The 15,318-nt window shown below is 61.9% G+C and carries 18 protein-coding genes; 2 read left to right on the forward strand and 16 right to left on the reverse strand.

Translation table 11 applies throughout. From position 1 onward, the window contains the following. The 16 genes from K3163_RS07380 to K3163_RS07455 all read right to left on the reverse strand — a co-directional run bounded on the left by K3163_RS07380 (position 1) and on the right by K3163_RS07455 (position 12,135). Positions 1 to 459, reverse strand: coding sequence for a MaoC family dehydratase (locus K3163_RS07380; protein ID WP_221428519.1), 459 nt, complete (start codon positions 457 to 459; stop codon positions 1 to 3). Positions 460 to 474: 15 nt separating this feature from the next. Next, positions 475 to 1,215 (reverse strand): MauE/DoxX family redox-associated membrane protein, encoded by a 741-nt coding sequence (locus K3163_RS07385; protein ID WP_221428518.1) that lies wholly within the window; start codon positions 1,213 to 1,215, stop codon positions 475 to 477. A 36-nt stretch (positions 1,216 to 1,251) separates the two neighbouring features. Further along, positions 1,252 to 2,052 carry a DUF1206 domain-containing protein gene (locus K3163_RS07390; protein WP_221428517.1) on the reverse strand — a complete coding sequence of 267 codons (801 nt, stop codon included), beginning with the start codon at positions 2,050 to 2,052 and terminating at the stop codon, positions 1,252 to 1,254. A 62-nt stretch (positions 2,053 to 2,114) separates the two neighbouring features. Continuing rightward, complete coding sequence (locus K3163_RS07395; protein WP_221553664.1) at positions 2,115 to 3,377, reverse strand: alkaline phosphatase family protein; 1,263 nt, start codon at positions 3,375 to 3,377, stop codon at positions 2,115 to 2,117. Between the two features lie 22 nt (positions 3,378 to 3,399). Then, positions 3,400 to 4,500: a redox-regulated ATPase YchF gene (gene ychF, locus K3163_RS07400; protein WP_221428515.1), complete on the reverse strand. Its 1,101-nt coding sequence runs from the start codon at positions 4,498 to 4,500 to the stop codon at positions 3,400 to 3,402. Between the two features lie 65 nt (positions 4,501 to 4,565). Further along, positions 4,566 to 5,567: an SDR family oxidoreductase gene (locus tag K3163_RS07405; protein ID WP_221553665.1), complete on the reverse strand. Its 1,002-nt coding sequence runs from the start codon at positions 5,565 to 5,567 to the stop codon at positions 4,566 to 4,568. An 86-nt stretch (positions 5,568 to 5,653) separates the two neighbouring features. Further along, complete coding sequence (locus K3163_RS07410) at positions 5,654 to 5,947, reverse strand: hypothetical protein (protein WP_221428513.1); 294 nt, start codon at positions 5,945 to 5,947, stop codon at positions 5,654 to 5,656. A 65-nt stretch (positions 5,948 to 6,012) separates the two neighbouring features. After that, positions 6,013 to 6,582 carry an aminoacyl-tRNA hydrolase gene (gene pth / locus K3163_RS07415; RefSeq protein ID WP_221428512.1) on the reverse strand — a complete coding sequence of 190 codons (570 nt, stop codon included), beginning with the start codon at positions 6,580 to 6,582 and terminating at the stop codon, positions 6,013 to 6,015. 276 nt (positions 6,583 to 6,858) lie between these two features. Continuing rightward, entirely contained in the window at positions 6,859 to 7,554 is a 696-nt protein-coding gene (locus K3163_RS07420; RefSeq protein WP_221428511.1) for a 50S ribosomal protein L25/general stress protein Ctc, read from the reverse strand. Between the two features lie 117 nt (positions 7,555 to 7,671). Then, complete coding sequence (locus K3163_RS07425) at positions 7,672 to 8,610, reverse strand: TraB/GumN family protein (RefSeq protein ID WP_221553666.1); 939 nt, start codon at positions 8,608 to 8,610, stop codon at positions 7,672 to 7,674. A 73-nt stretch (positions 8,611 to 8,683) separates the two neighbouring features. After that, positions 8,684 to 9,346 carry a hypothetical protein gene (locus K3163_RS07430; protein WP_221428509.1) on the reverse strand — a complete coding sequence of 221 codons (663 nt, stop codon included), beginning with the start codon at positions 9,344 to 9,346 and terminating at the stop codon, positions 8,684 to 8,686. Continuing rightward, complete coding sequence (locus K3163_RS07435; protein WP_221428508.1) at positions 9,330 to 9,527, reverse strand: helix-turn-helix transcriptional regulator; 198 nt, start codon at positions 9,525 to 9,527, stop codon at positions 9,330 to 9,332. Before K3163_RS07435 ends, K3163_RS07430 begins: the two co-directional genes overlap by 17 nt. Further along, the gene (locus tag K3163_RS07440) at positions 9,524 to 10,003 is read right to left on the reverse strand and encodes a hypothetical protein (protein ID WP_221428507.1); all 480 of its coding nucleotides are present in this window, start codon (positions 10,001 to 10,003) and stop codon (positions 9,524 to 9,526) included. Before K3163_RS07440 ends, K3163_RS07435 begins: the two co-directional genes overlap by 4 nt. 13 nt (positions 10,004 to 10,016) lie before the next feature. Beyond that, positions 10,017 to 10,442, reverse strand: coding sequence for a hypothetical protein (locus K3163_RS07445; RefSeq protein WP_221553667.1), 426 nt, complete (start codon positions 10,440 to 10,442; stop codon positions 10,017 to 10,019). Positions 10,443 to 10,522: 80 nt separating this feature from the next. Further along, entirely contained in the window at positions 10,523 to 10,843 is a 321-nt protein-coding gene (locus K3163_RS07450) for a UrcA family protein (RefSeq protein ID WP_221428505.1), read from the reverse strand. Between the two features lie 245 nt (positions 10,844 to 11,088). After that, positions 11,089 to 12,135, reverse strand: a complete 1,047-nt coding sequence (locus tag K3163_RS07455) for a TraB/GumN family protein (protein WP_221428504.1) — start codon at positions 12,133 to 12,135, stop codon at positions 11,089 to 11,091. A gap of 109 nt (positions 12,136 to 12,244) precedes the next feature. On the opposite strand from K3163_RS07455, the gene K3163_RS07460 reads away from it, so the two are divergent. Further along, positions 12,245 to 13,144, forward strand: coding sequence for a glycine--tRNA ligase subunit alpha (locus K3163_RS07460; protein ID WP_221553668.1), 900 nt, complete (start codon positions 12,245 to 12,247; stop codon positions 13,142 to 13,144). Continuing rightward, positions 13,141 to 15,300 (forward strand): glycine--tRNA ligase subunit beta, encoded by a 2,160-nt coding sequence (glyS, locus tag K3163_RS07465; RefSeq protein ID WP_221553669.1) that lies wholly within the window; start codon positions 13,141 to 13,143, stop codon positions 15,298 to 15,300. The genes K3163_RS07460 and glyS overlap by 4 nt, the downstream gene beginning before the upstream one ends. Positions 15,301 to 15,318 lie beyond the last annotated feature (18 nt).

Consider the following 15,318-nt stretch of genomic DNA (forward strand, 5'->3'; position numbering starts at 1 on the left):
TTAGTCTGATCCTTCCGGATCGCGGGTCCTGATGAGCCCGTTCGACACCATTTCCAGAACCACTACATCGTCCTGGTTGTACGTACGGATGCGGCTCTTGAAGATCCCCATTTCGGGACGCGAAGCGCTGCGGCGCTTTTCGATGATCTCGGTTTCGCAGCGCAGGGTGTCGCCCGGGTACACCGGCTTCTTCCAGCGGATCTGGTCGACGCCCGGAGAGCCGAGACCGGCCGACTTCTCGTCCTTCATGTTCTCGACCATCATGGCCATCGTCATCGAGCAGGTGTGCCAGCCGCTCGCGGACAAACGTCCGAAGTGCGTCTGCGCAGCCGCCTCGTCGTCGAGGTGGAAGGGCTGGGGGTCGTATTTCGAGGCGAAATCCATCACCTCTTCACGGGTCACTTCGTAGCGGCCGAAGGCGTTCTTCGTGCCGACCTCGATGTCTTCATAGAACTTCATGTGCGTTGCTGTGGCTTACAGCGTCGGGCGAAGCAACATCCAAACTGCCATGCCGATCATCGCGAGATTCTCGGTGAGCGACACGAAGCCCAGCGGTACGCTGGCGCTGCCGCCCACACAGGCGCATTTGATGTCGCGCTTCTGGATGTAGACGGCGTAGAAGACGCTGACCGCGCCGATGGTGCCGATAATCAGGGCAATCGGTATCGAGAGCCAGGGCAGGATGCGGCCTGCCATCAGTACCGCCGCGGTCGCCTCCAGATAAGGGTAGGCATAAGCGTAGGGCACGAAGCGGCGACCCAGCAGGTCGTAGCCGACGAACATGCTGGAGAATTGCTCCACGTCCTGCAGCTTCAGCATCGCGAGCATGGCCATCGAGAATGCGACGAACCATTCCGCGGCGCGGATCGTGAACGGTGCCTGATAGACAAAGAAGCTCAGGGAGATGGCCAGCGCGGCGCCGACGGCAAAGACCGCGAGGACGGGCCTGTAGCTCTTCTCTCCCTCTGCCTTGGTGCGAGTTCCGAAATGTTCGCGCAGGGCATCGTAGCCCCCGATCCGTTCGCCCTCGATGAAGACCTGCGGTGTCGTCTTGACCCCGTGCTTTTCCTTGAAAGCATCGGTCTGTTCGCGGGTGGAGAGGTGATGGTCTTCGACCGTGTAGCCGTGCTTTTCAAGCAGCCACTTGGCCTTGATGCCATAGGGACAGACATGCTTGTCCATCACCATCCGGTAGAGTTGTGCGGTCTTCGTCATGTCCGTGAAATATACCCCTAGGGGGTATGTTTCAAGTCACGCCCTGAATTGCGGAACTCCGGCATCGCTATCGAGCTCAGGAATGATCCGGTAGCGCGCCTGGATGACGCTGTAGATGCCGAACAGGAGCAATCCGACGGCGGTCAGCGTGAAGATGAAGCCTTCGCCAGCGAGGCTGGCTACGGCATCGCCGAGTGTCTTCACTTCGCTTGCGCCGCTCGACATAAAGCCTGCCTTGAACAGCGACCAGCCGATCACCGTGTAGACGACGGCGCGGGCGAGGTAGCCTGCCAGGCCCAGCCAACGCACCGAACTGGGTGCCTGTCCACTGATGCGCTGCATGAATTCGCCGGTGATACCCTTCTTTGCCTGGAAGGCCGCGGCGATGAACAGGGCAATGCCGAGCAGGCCAAGCAACACGCCTCCGAATTCCATCGAGAGGACCCCTGAAGCGGCTTCCTGCGCGCCTCCGCCGGAGGAGCCGCCGCTGTTGTTGGCGAACTGGTAGGCCGAATAGGCAAGCGCAAGGTGGCCCACACCGCTACCGGCATGGCCGAGCCGCTTGCCCCATCCCTTTGCATCCGAGCCGTTGTTCTCGATATCGAAGAGCGGCGAACAAAACCGGAATAGGGCATAGGCGAACAGTCCGATCACCATGATCCAGAGGATGGCAGTGCCCGCCGGATAAGCCTTGATGGCCTCGAAAATTCCATTGGTGCCTTCGGCGATCTGGTTCGCGCTCGTCAGGGCGACAAGGCCGAGAACGAAATAAAGGATCGCGCGGCTCAGATAGCCAACGCGCACCAGCCAATTGAACTTCTCGGACTTGTCTACCACCGGAATACTCCCCTTGTTTGAATGCCTAACGGGAGGCGGGGCGGGGTGTTCCTAGTGTTCAGTCAGTCCGTTACGAGAGCGGGCCTGAGACTGTCGAGCGAACCGTCTGCGCGTCCCGCCTGCGGCAGACCGACCAGATGGCGCAGCAGAGGCGCAACATCGGTGTTGTCGAAAATCGGCACTGTCGTCGCTGCGCGGAATGCCGGGCCGTTGGCGATGAAGAGCGCCTTCATCTCGGGAGAGAACGGATCATAGCCGTGGTTCCCGCCGCTCCAGTTGGCGGAGGAACGCGAGCGGGAAATGGTCCAGCCTGTTTCCGGCAGGCAGAAGTAGGGAGGGATACGGTCATGCGTGCCGTAGTTATAGCGCGCCGGAATGTCCTCTTTCGCCCAACACGTCATGTTGTCGTGATCGGCGAGGATGGCCTCGCGGAACTCGCGCGATTTGCCCTCGGCCGGTTCGAAAGTGGCGTAGGCGCCGGCTTCGACGAGGCGGTAGAGTGAGCTGTCGAAGAGTTCGTCGAGGGCGATTACACGCTCGGAGCTGGTCGGTGCCATGCCGTGGTCGGAGACGATCACCAGGTTCGCCGGCTGCTGCATCGCGCGCAGCTGTTCGACCAACATTGCGATGTGCGCGTCTACATCGCGGAGCGCGGCGTCGATCTCTTCGCCTTCGGGGCCGTCGTCATGCCCAGCAGTGTCCACGGTGTCGAAATAGAGCGTGACGAATTCCGGGCGGATGTCCGCGGGACGGCGGAGCCAGTCGAGCACGGAATTCACGCGCTGCGTGTTCGAAACCTGCATCGAGAATTGCTGCCAGTCGCTCGGCAGGATGCCGTCCATAACCGGCCCGAAACGTACAGCGGTGCCGCCCCATGGCACTGCCGAGCCCGGCCAGAACATGGCGGCGCTGCGGATACCGGCTTCTTCCGCCTCGACCCAGACAGGCTTGGCGTCGTTCCACCAGTAAGGATCGACCGTCGCCATGGTGAAGGTCTCTTCGGGCCTGCCCTGGTCTTCCATACGGTTGGCGGTGATGCCGTGATGGTCCGGGACGAGGCCCGTCACCAGCGTCCAATGGTTGGGGAAGGTCTTCGTCGGGAATGAGGGCCGCATCTCGGCGTTCACGCCGCCTTCGGCGAGCGCGGACAGACCCGGCGTGATGCCGCGATCGAGATAGTCCGGATGGAAGCCGTCGATCGACACGAGGATCGTGACCGGCTCGCGGACTTCCACGGTTGCCGCCGAAACGCTCTCGACCTGCGGTGCGCAGGCGGGGAGCGCCGTGATGGCGGCAAGGGCGAGGGCGGCAGCGAGCTTTTTCATCTTGGCGACATTCCGGAGTGGATCAGACGTTGAACTTGAAGAGCATTACGTCGCCATCCTGGACGAGGTACTCCTTGCCCTCCTGGCGCAGCTTGCCTGCTTCGCGTGCACCGCTTTCACCATTGAGGGCAACGAAGTCCTCGTAAGCGATGGTCTCGGCGCGGATGAAGCCCTTTTCGAAATCGGTGTGGATTTCGCCTGCGGCCTGCGGTGCCTTGGCACCTTCGGGGAAGGTCCATGCACGCGCTTCCTTGGGGCCGGCGGTGAAGAAGGTGTTGAGGCCGAGCAGCTTGTAGCCTGCCTTGATCACGCGGCTGAGGCCGCTTTCTTCGAGGCCAAGCTCGGCAAGGTATTCGGCGCGGTCTTCCGCATCCATTGCGACCAGTTCGCTCTCGATGGCGGCTGAGACGACGACGGCCTGCGCGCCTTCTGCCTTGGCTTTCTCGAATACGAGATCGGAGAAGGCATTGCCATTGGCCGCATCTTCCTCGCCCACGTTGCAGACGTAGAGGACGGGCTTGGCAGTCAGCAGTTGCGCCTGTCGCAGGACACGTGCCTCTTCCTCGTCATTCGGTTCGGTGAGGCGGGCAGGCTTGCCGTCACGCAGCAACTGCAGGGCCTGACCAAGAACGCTCGCGCTGATCTTGGCTTCCTTGTCACCTGCGGTGGCGCGCTTCTCGGCGGCCGGGACACGCTTTTCGAGGCTTTCGAGATCCGAAAGCATCAGCTCGGTTTCGACGACTTCGGCGTCGGTGATCGGATCGACCTTGTTGGCGACATGCTGGATGTCGTCGTCCTCGAAACAGCGCAGAACGTGAACGATCGCATCCACCTCGCGGATGTTGCCGAGGAACTGGTTGCCGAGGCCTTCGCCCTGGCTCGCGCCCTTAACGAGGCCCGCGATGTCGACGAAGGCGAGCTGGGTCGGGATGATCTTGGCCGAACCCGCAATCGCGGCGATCTTGTCGAGACGTTCGTCAGGTACGGAAACCTGGCCCACGTTCGGTTCGATCGTGCAGAACGGATAGTTCGCAGCCTGCGCGGCCTGCGTCTCGGTCAGTGCATTGAAAAGGGTGGACTTGCCGACATTCGGCAGGCCGACGATCCCGCAACGGAAACCCATCGATTACTCCGGAAAAAATGTGTTGGCCGCGCCCTTAGCGCCGGTGCGCGCCGAATGCCAGAGGATCAGACGTTGTGGACCGCGCGAACGAGCGGGCCGAGCGTTTCCGAGCGGCCAAGCCATTCGACCTGGGTCTTCGCGCTGACTTCGTTGATCGCTGCCTGCGGGATGCCGCCGCCGCTGACCGGCAGGCGAACGGGGCGTGTTCCGGCGGGCATGGCGAGGACCCGGGCCATGGCGTGCGGTATGTCCATCGGGTCCGCGCTTCGGCCCGAACCGTCTTCCTGCCCCATGCGCGCGACCACTTGCGGATAGCCGTCGAGATGCAGGTCCAGCGCGCGTGCCTTGAGCTCGGAGGAATAGCGGTTGCGATTGACCCAGACCTTGGTGGGGTATCCGCCGGGTTCGATCACGGTCACGCCGATGCCGTGCGGCACCAGCTCGTAGGCCAGCTGTTCGCCCATAGCCTCTACCGCGAATTTGGTGGCCGAGTAATGTCCCGCAAAGGGTACAATCACGCGGCCGAGCTGGCTCGAGATATTGAAGATATGTCCCTGTTTGCGCGCACGCATGTTGGGGAGTACCGCCCGCACGAGCCGGTGATAGCCAAAGACATTGGTGTCGAAGGCGAGCTGGGTGGCTTCCATGTCCTGCACTTCGACCGGCCCAGTGATGCCGATGCCCGCATTGTTCACAAGGACATCGAAACCGCGCCCGATCTCGCGCTCTGCCTCGCCGACAGCCGCCGCAACCTCGTCATCGAGAAGCACATCGAGACGCTTCACCCGGATATCCAGCTTCTCGTCGCTGGCAAGCTGGCGGAGTTCTTCCGCTTCCGGGCGCGGCGTGTTGCGCATGGTGGCGAAGACCGTCGCGCCGAGCCGCGCGAAATGCTCTGCTGACAATCGGCCGAAGCCAGACGAGCAGCCCGTGATGAGGATCGCCTTGCCGGACAGGTCGGGGGCAGGGGCCTCTACCTGGTCATCCTGTGCGCGGGTGGCGGTGGCGGCGATCGCGCCGGTAGCAGCGACACCTGCAAGAAGGGTACGGCGATTGATCTGGGGCATGTGCAGCTCTCCTCACTTTGATAGCAAGGCTACACAGGTTTGCGCCAAGTCGGCAATTCGAATGTCGGCCACGCGCAGCCTGTCACTCACTCGGGCGGCGTGTCGTAATCCTGAGCGGTCTTTCCGCGACGCCGCATGGCGCGCTCGAACGCTGCGTCCACATCGAACTCTTCGCCACGGTCCTCATCGGCCATCGCCTCTCCAACCGCACGGATGAGGGTCCGTTTGTAGATGTTGCCGAGAATCGTAGTCGCGGCTGCTATCGATATTAGCACAAGGATGAATATCCGTTCACCTGTGCTCATCTCCAACGCGAAGAAAACGACTGCCTGAAAGGCAATTATGAGCAGGGCCAGAAAGGTGGTAATTTTGTTCGACATGATGGTGGTAATCGCTGTGTCAGAGTACCACCAAATATTTGGTTAAACACAGGAAGACAAAGCACTTATTCCTGCATGCGCAGCGCCACATCGTTCATGAAGCGCGCATCGTCTCCCTTGGCCAGCCATTCGGCTTCCGCACCGATCGCCCCGAGCATATCGGCGAGGTCGTCCATCTCGCTCTTGGCGTAGTTGCCGAGCACGTGGCCGGTGACACGGTCCTTGCTGCCCGGATGGCCGATGCCGATCCGCACGCGGCGGAAGTCTGGGCCGAGATGCTGGTTGATCGAGCGCAGGCCGTTGTGCCCTGCCAGCCCGCCTCCGCGGCGTACCTTGACCTTGAAGGGCGCGAGATCGAGCTCATCGTGGAAGACGGTAAGATCCTCGATATCGAGCTTATAGAAGCGCATCGCCTCGCCGACGGCGCGGCCGCTTTCATTCATGTACGTCGCAGGCTTGAGAAGGACGATCTTCTCGTTGCCGATGCGGCCTTCCTGCACCCAGCCGGAGAATTTCTTCTGCACCGGGCCGAATCCGTGCATCTCGGCAATCGTGTCGCACACGATGAAACCGATATTGTGCCGGTGCATCGCATATTGCGGTCCGGGATTTCCGAGGCCTGTCCAGATCTGCATATTTTGCCTTTAGCACGCTGCGCGTGCCCCTCAAGCGCCGGGCGCCGCACCTCCGTGCGGCTTGGCTGCGCGCCATTTGGCGCGACGGCCGGTCGGCCTTTGACTGCCGTGACCAAGACCGGGCCGATGGGCCCGGCAAGCGCGACCGCGCGCCCGCAGCGGGTGCGGTTTGCCGCACATCTAGCGAGGATGAACCCGCGGAGGCGGGTTCACAAACAAGAACGCCGGCCTCTTGCGAGACCGGCGCCTTGGTGATTTCCGAGTGGAAAGTGCGAATTAGTCTTCGCTCTTCTCTTCCTGCTCTTCCGCAGCATCGGCGTCTTCGCCCTGCTCGGTTGCGGGAACGGCATCGGCATCCACTTCTTCTTCGCCTTCGGCGGTCGTGTCGCCTTCGCTCTTCTTGAGCGCCGACGGAGCGACGAGGGTCGCGATGGTGAAGTCACGGTCGGTGATGGCGCTTTCGGCACCTTCCGGCAGCGTGAGTTCGCTGATGTGGATCGAATCGCCGACTTCCTTGCCGGTGACGTCGATTTCGATTTCGCCCGGGATCTTGTCGTTTTCGCAGATCAGGTCGAGCTCGTGACGGACAACGTTCAGCACGCCGCCCTTCTTGAGGCCCGGCGAGGCTTCTTCGTTGATGAAGACCACCGGAACGTGGACTTCGATCTTGCCGCCCTTTGCGAGGCGGAAGAAGTCGACGTGCTCGGGGCGGTCGGAGACGGGGTGAAGCGACACGTCCTTGGGGAGAGTCTTGATCTTCTTGCCACCCAGCTCGATCGTGACAATCGAGTTCATGAAGTGGCCGGTGCCGAGCTGGCGAACCAGTTCCTTGGCTTCCACGTGGATCGTGATGGGTTCTTCCTTGCCGCCATAGATCACGGCGGGGACACGGCCTTCGCGACGCAGTGCACGGGAGGCTCCCTTGCCAGCCCGTTCGCGCGTCTCGGCCGGAAGTGTCAGAGCATCGCTCATGTCGCTTACCTTTCGAAATGCATTGATTTACAAGTTCGGTCCGCCACGCCTCCAGGGATGACCATGACGCCGAAGCGCGCGCCTATAGCGTGACACGCGCGAAATGCAAGCGTGAAGCTACTGGACGCGCGTCACGCTGATACCCCGCTGTGCGAGGTAATCCTGCACGCTGTTCTCTCCGGCGAGGTGGCCCGCACCGACCGCCATGAACGCGGTACCCGGCGTATCCAGACGCTCGTCGATCCAGACCGCCCAGTTGGCGTTGCGCTCATAGAACAGGCGCGAGGTGATGAGCTGGTCCTGCGCATTGGCTTCCTGCAGCATGGCGCCAAGCGTTTCGGCATCGCCCTCGGCCCACTCTGCAATGATCTTGTCTAGCATGGCGACGCCCGCCTGAGGGTCCTCGACCGCCTGCAGCAGGAACTGGAGCTGGTTCTCGATCGGCAACTCGTCGAAGATCGAGATCTGGAAGTCCACGGTCTCGAGTGCGACACGGGCGGTGCCTTCCTTGACCGTTTCCTCGAGCACCTTCTCGACGCCGTTTTCGCCATTGTAGCCCGCAGATTGCAGCAGCACCTGCGTGATGTTGATCGCCGCGAACCACGGTTCGAGACTGTCCAGCGCTTCGGGCGGGATGCCCATCTGGGCAAGGCCCGCCTCGTAAGTGGCGAGCTGTTCTGCATTCATCAGCCCGCGAAGCGTCTGCCCCTCGGGCAGCATGCCCTTGGCAGCGATCGTCTGGCCCATGGCGGCGATCACTTCGGGATTCATGTCGATCTCGGTGACGAGCGAACCGCTGCTGTCGAGCGCGGTCTTCACAGGGCCACTGTACCAGTCGACATCCGCGGGCAGGGCATGGACCGTTCCGAAGAGGTAGATCGTGGTGTCCTCGTCAGCCACTTTCCACATGGCTGGGCCGCTCTCGGCGGCGAGTTCTGCCGCCGCTTCTTCCGCTACCGCGGCAACCGCGGCTTCGTCTGGCAGGGTGGAACAGGCCTGGAGGGCCACGAGGGCGAGGCCGGCTACGGTGCTCTTGAACAGGTTCGATTTCGTCACGGCCAAATGTTCCTTCTCTATACTTGACGACTACTAGACTGAATATTCGGGCAGCAGTCCACAGTCATTGCGGTCAGCCTACATGGCGCTTCCACAAATTTCCGAAGTTGATGACTACGAAGCTGGCGATGAAGATGATCATGACGTCCGGCTGCGGCAGCAATCCGCCGCGCCAGCCGATCCACCAGAGCGGGGCCGTAAAGTAGAAGAGGTAGCCGCCCAGCATGAACCCGAAGTCGTTCGCTGCCAGCGTGTAGTCGTCCGAGTTGCGCCGCGCGATGTAGGCGATGATCGGGATCGCGATCGCCCACAGTGCCATCATCGGCCAGACGGCATCGGTGGGCAAAGGGCTGTTCGAGAACAGGTGCAGCCGTTCGCCATCCGGTCCATCGCGGTTGATCAGCGGAAAGCTGATTGCCACCCCGATTACAATGACGGCGCCCAGTATCCAGCGGATCCGGTTGCCGCGAGGGGTCTTGGGTTCACCCATGGTGAGATCGGGCATGTACCTCCAGAGCGCCCAGCAGACCGGAGGGATCATCAGGATACCGATTGCGGTGAAGATCCAGTCCGACTGCGTTGCCTCGCCAGTGACGATGTCCTTGCTGCCCGCCCACACGAAGATCAGGCCGACCAGCAGGAAGCTCAGAAGGATGCTCCAGCCAATGACATGAGCGAAATAGCGACCCATGTGGAAGGGCTTCTCGTCCTCGAACATTTCATCCTTCCGTGTCATCGAAAATTTCCTCGATTGGCATTTCAAACAGGCGCGCGATGCGGAACGCGAGCGGCAGGGACGGGTCGTGCTTGCCCGTTTCGATGGCGTTGACCGCCTGGCGCGACACGTCGAGACGGCCGGCCAGTTCGGCCTGGCTCCACTCGCGCTCGGCTCGGAGGACGCGGAGGCGGTTCTTCAACGGCTGTCCTTCCAGCGCAGGAACTGGAAAACGCACACGAATACGATCATCACGTAGATGCTGACATACGCCATCACGGTATGGAGATGCGTCTCGGGCACGGTGATGTTGTAGGGGAAGGGGGCCTTCTCCGAACGCAGGATCCAATAGGTGATCCAGTTGGAGATCATGTAGACGTATGGTGTGAAGGCGAGCAGGTAGATCACGATGACGCCGGTTCGCCGCCAGAGCAGCTCGGCATATTCGTCGCGCATGAACTTGGCCACGATCAGGAAGCCCGGGATCAGCGAAACGCCGATTATCGAGGGGATTGCGATAACTGCTGCCCAGGGTTTGTCCGCAGGCAAGGTGTCGATCCCGAAGCCGTGGTCGAGGACCACATTGCTGATGATCACGAGGGCGGAGAGGAACGAGAAGTCCATCAGCCAGAAATAGAGGCGGTATTTGAAATCGCGCTTTGCTGTCGTCTCGGTCACGAGCGTTCCCCTGTCAGAATGTCCCGCGGATGCGGGTCCAGGCGTTGGCGATGAAGAAGGAGGCGAGGGCGACGAGGGGGAGGAGTTCGCCCGTGTCGAGATCGCGTTCGGTCGGCTGCTCGGTGAATCCTTCGAACAGCCCGTCGAGGAAGCCCTCGATAAACGGTGCGAAGAACATGAAGCCTACCGTCACCACGAATGCGAGGCTGGTGCCGGCCCGCCAGATTGCTGCCGTGTACTCATCCGCATTGCGGGTGGTGAACATCACGAGGAGCGCGGCCAGGAAGAGCATGGAGGTGAACCCCCGCACCGCTCCGAATTCAGCTTCAAATGCCGTGAACGCGGTGATCCAGACAGCGAAGGACAAGAAAGCGACAAGCGTCGAGACATTGTGCCTGCGGACGCGCTTCTCGCGGGGGGTAAGAGCCTTGCCGTTCATCGGTTCGCGATCCTGTCTGGTTTGGGGAAGGAAGGGGCCGCCGGAGCGCGGGTTGTCGCCAGCGCGCTCCGGCGAAAGGCTCAGCCCTGCACGTCGAGTTCGATGGCTGCGAAGCGCTCTTCACGGGCGCCGGCGATGGCCAGTTCGATCTGCGGGGCGGCGTTTGCTTCTGCTGCGAGGCGGCAGCTGCGTTCGAGCTTGCGGGCCTGCAGGTCGAAGCCTTCGACACGGCACATGCGGCGCACGGCGTTGTCGATGCGGTTGTCGAGCTTGTCCTGGTCGGCCTGCTTGGTCAGGTCGAGATCGCCGATGGCGACGGAGGTGTCGGGAGCATCCTTGGCCATGGCGGGAGTTGCGATGGCAGCGAGGGCAGCAGCGGCGAGAACGAAGGTCTTTTTCATGTCAGGTCTCCAGCTTGGATATTGGGTCCAGTGGTTAGGTCAACCTTCCGAAATGTCAGGTTGCCCTTACTTTATGTCGCGTCTTGTTTCCGTTGTCAACAAGACCTGACATCCTGTCGGGATAACCTGTCACAGCCGCAGAATTCTGCGGATCTCGACGCCAGAAGGCCGGGAGCAATGCGTTGAAAAGCATCGCTCCCGGCCCCTGATCTGCAGCGAATCGATTCGGCGATTCGCTCTGAAAGTTACTGGATTCGCTTCACTTCGAATCCGCGTTCGGAAAGCATCGACTGCACTGAGACATCCCCGGCCAGGTGTGCAGCCCCGACAGCGAGCAGGATGCTTCCGGGCTCGTCCATCCGCTGCTCCAGCCAGACGCTCCAGTCGCGGTTGCGGTCTTCAAGGAGGACGCGCTCGAGTTCGATCTCGAAGGGGGAATCCTCGAAACCCAAGTCTTCGAGACCTTCAGTCTTGCCCTGCGCCCAGTTGTGCTCGCCCTGGAAAGGGTCGGCGAGGGCGCCCTCATCATTGAGGACCGCGTCATCCACCATGAGCGTCTCGATCGAGGAGCCGTCCCATTCGGCGAGGTCCTTCTCGAGGAGATCGAGGAGCAATTGCTCATCGATCGCGAGAAGCGCCGTCATTACTTCGAGCGAATCCTCGATCGAGCCGATGGGCTTTCCGGCCGCCGCGAACTCCGCCTCGAGAACCGATTCCACGCCGTACTCATGCTGGGACCCTTGACCTTCGAGCATCGAGATGCCCGCGCCGAACATTGCGAACAGCGGGGGCAGGCCATCGAAATAGTCCACAGGCAAGTCTGTGAGTTCGGCGATCTTGAGCCACTTCTCGCCAGCCTCGGGCGACAGGCGCTGCGAAGTGGGTGTCCGCGTCAGCGTGTCGGCGATCATCTTGGCGGTAAAGGCTGCCATCGCGCCTTCGCCGTCGGCATCGCTTGTCTCTACGACCAGCTCGTCGACCTCGCTGACGACGTTATCGAAGGTCTCGTTCCGCCAGCGGAAGCCTTCGGGCAGCACGTGGATCGTGCCGAACATGTAGATCTTCGTGTCCTCGTCTTCGAGCAGCCAGATCGCCGGTGCGGGCTCGTAATCCTGCTCCACGACGATGGGGTCCGGCGTCCGCTGGGTGACGGAGTTTCCGGCGCCGATATTGCGCGTCGATTTGGCGCTGCCCGGCCTTTCGTCAGTATTGATGCCCTGCGCCCAAGTGGCGGCGGGAAGCGGGGCCAGCAAGAGACTTGCGAGCACTGCTACGAGAGGCGATTTCTTCATGTGACCCTTTCAGAATACTTCGGCGAGCATAGGGTCGCGGTGTGCGATGCGCAATCGCGCCGCAATGCGGCATTGACCGCTTTTCGCGCATCCGCCATTGCGCCGCTCCATGGACCGTAATCCGCGTAAATCCTTCCAGGACATGATCCTCGCGCTCCACGATTTCTGGAGTGCCAACGGGTGCCTCATCCTGCAGCCCTACGACATGCGTATGGGCGCGGGCACCTTCCACACCGCCACGACGCTGCGCGCGCTGGGGCCCGAGCCGTGGAACGCGGCCTTCGTGCAACCTTGCCGCCGCCCGACCGACGGCCGCTATGGCGAGAACCCGAACCGCCTGCAGCACTATTACCAGTACCAGGTGATCCTGAAGCCGAGCCCGGCGAACATCCAGGACCTCTACCTCGAAAGCCTGCGTGTGATCGGCATCGATCCCTTGAAGCACGACATCCGCTTCGTGGAAGACGACTGGGAAAGCCCGACGCTGGGCGCTTGGGGTCTTGGCTGGGAAGTCTGGTGTGACGGGATGGAAGTCACCCAGTTCACCTATTTCCAGCAGATGGGCGGCTTCGACTGCAAGCCTGTCGCGGGCGAGCTGACCTACGGGCTCGAACGTCTCGCCATGTATATCCAGGGCGTCGACAACGTCTATGATCTCGACTTCAACGGGCGGGGCGTCACCTATGGCGACGTCTTCCTCGAAAACGAGAAGCAGATGTCGAAGTGGAACTTCGAAGTCGCCGATACCGATGCGCTCTTCGACCTGTTCAACAAGGCCGAGGCCGAGTGCAGGAATGCGCTCGCCAACGAAGTGCCCATTGCCGCCTATGAGCAGGCGATCGAGGCCAGCCACATCTTCAACCTGCTGCAGGCACGCGGCGTAATCAGCGTGCAGGAACGCGCCAGCTACATGGGCCGCGTCCGCGATCTCGCCCGCGGCAGCTGCGAAGCCTACATGGAAAAGGAAGCGCCCGTGTGGGCCGAGAAATATCCGGAGTGGTCGAAATGAGCGACTTCCTCCTCGAACTGCGCAGCGAAGAAATCCCCGCCCGCATGCAGGCCGGTGCGCGCGCCGAACTCGAAAAGCTGTTCCGCCGCGAGATGGACGCTGCCGGTGTCACGACGGGCGAGATCACCGTCTGGTCGACCCCGCGCCGTCTTGCGCTGATCGCACGCGGGCTGCCCGAGGCTACCGAGGCCGTCAGCGAAGAATTGAAAGGCCCTCCGGTCGGAGCGCCCGACCAGGCCATCGACGGTTTCTGCCGCAAGGCCGGTGTCGACAAGGCATCGCTCGAAACGCGCGATGTGAAGGGCAGGGCGACCTACTTCGCGGTGAAGAACGTGCCCGGCCGTGCGACCAAGAACCTGCTCGCGGAAGCGATCCCCGCGATCATCCGCGATTTCAGCTGGCCCAAGTCGATGCGCTGGGGCGCGGCCTCGATCAGCACCGAGTCCTTGCGCTGGGTGCGCCCGCTGTCGGGCATCGTCGCGCTGCTGGGCGACGATGTGGTCGAATGCGAGGTGCATGGCGTCACTTCTGGCTCGGTCACGCTGGGCCACCGCTTCCATCATTCGGGCGATATCACAATCGGCAATGCCGACGACTACGCGATGAAGCTGCGCGCCGGTCACGTAATCGTCGACCACGAAGAGCGTCAGGACCTTATCCGCTCGGGCGCATCCAGAGTCGCCTCCGACGCCGGTCTCAAGCTGGTCGAAGACGAAGGTCTCGTCATCGAGAACGCCGGCCTTACCGAATGGCCCGTTCCGCTGCTCGGCCGTTTCGAAGAGGACTTCCTCGAGGTCCCGCCCGAGACGATCCAGCTCACCGCGCGCGTGAACCAGAAGTATTTCGTCTGCGAAGACGACAAGGGCGAACTCGCCAACGCCTTCATCTGCACCGCCAATATCGAGGCGGAAGACGGCGGCGCGCGCGTGGTCGACGGCAACCGCAAGGTTCTCGCCGCACGCCTTTCCGACGCGCGCTTCTTCTGGGACGTCGACCGCAAGAAGACCCTGGCGCAACACGCCAAGGGGCTGGAGCGCATCACTTTCCACGAGAAGCTGGGCACGGTCGCCGACAAGGTGGACCGCGTGGCGAAGCTGGCCGACTGGCTGGTTTTCGACGCCAAGGCTCCGAACGGCGATCACAAACTTGCGCGTCAGGCTGCCGAGTTGAGCAAGGCCGATCTCGTCACCGAAATGGTGGGCGAGTTTCCCGAGCTTCAGGGCCTGATGGGCGGATACTACGCCAAGGCCGAGGGCCTGCCGGCCGAAGTATCGGAAGCGATCCGCGACCATTACAAGCCGGTCGGCGCGAATGACGAAGTGCCAACCGCGCCGACCACGGTTGCCGTCAGCCTCGCAGACAAGCTCGACAATCTTTTGAGCTTCTTCAAGATCGACATCCTGCCGACCGGTTCGAAGGACCCCTTCGCGCTCCGCCGCGCAGCTCTCGGTTACCTGCGTCTCGTTCAGGCGAACAATCTCAAGCTTTCGCTCGATACGGTAATCCACGCATGGGATGGCCGCCCGAATACCGATCTCGCCGAAAAACTTGCCGACTTCCTCCTCGACCGCCTCGCCGTGCAATTGCGCGACGAAGGCGTTCGCCATGATTACATCCAGGCATCACGAAACTGGCAGGGTCGCCCCGACATGCGCGTCGACCGCGTGGAGGCACGTGCGAGGGCTCTGGCAGACTTCCTCGGGACCGAAGACGGAGCAAACCTGCTTGCCGGCTACAAGCGCGCGGCCAACATCCTGAAGAAGGAAGACTGGCACGGCGCGGAGGGTGAAATTGCCCGCACCGGCGAGGAAGACCCGCTCGCGCTGGTCGATGATCCGGACATGAAGGCCGTTGTCGAAGCCAAGATGGCCGAGCGCCACGCCAAAGAGCTTTCCTACGACTTCGAGCCTGCCGAAAAGGCACTCATGGATGCACTCGGGAAAGCGGAACCGGCGGCGGCCAAAGCCATTGAATCGGAAGACTTCTCTGGCGCAATGGCAGCTCTGGCAAGCCTGCGCGCACCGATCGACCGCTTCTTCGATGAAGTGACGGTAAATGCTGATGAAGAAAACAAGCGGGCACATCGTCTCGACCTGCTTGCGGACTTCCGTGCTGCAGTGCACAAAGTCGCCGATTTCAGCCGGATCGAAGGCTGACGAGATTACATCGCCTGG

This window comes from Qipengyuania xiapuensis, from assembly GCF_019711395.1.
Lineage (GTDB): Bacteria > Pseudomonadota > Alphaproteobacteria > Sphingomonadales > Sphingomonadaceae > Qipengyuania > Qipengyuania xiapuensis.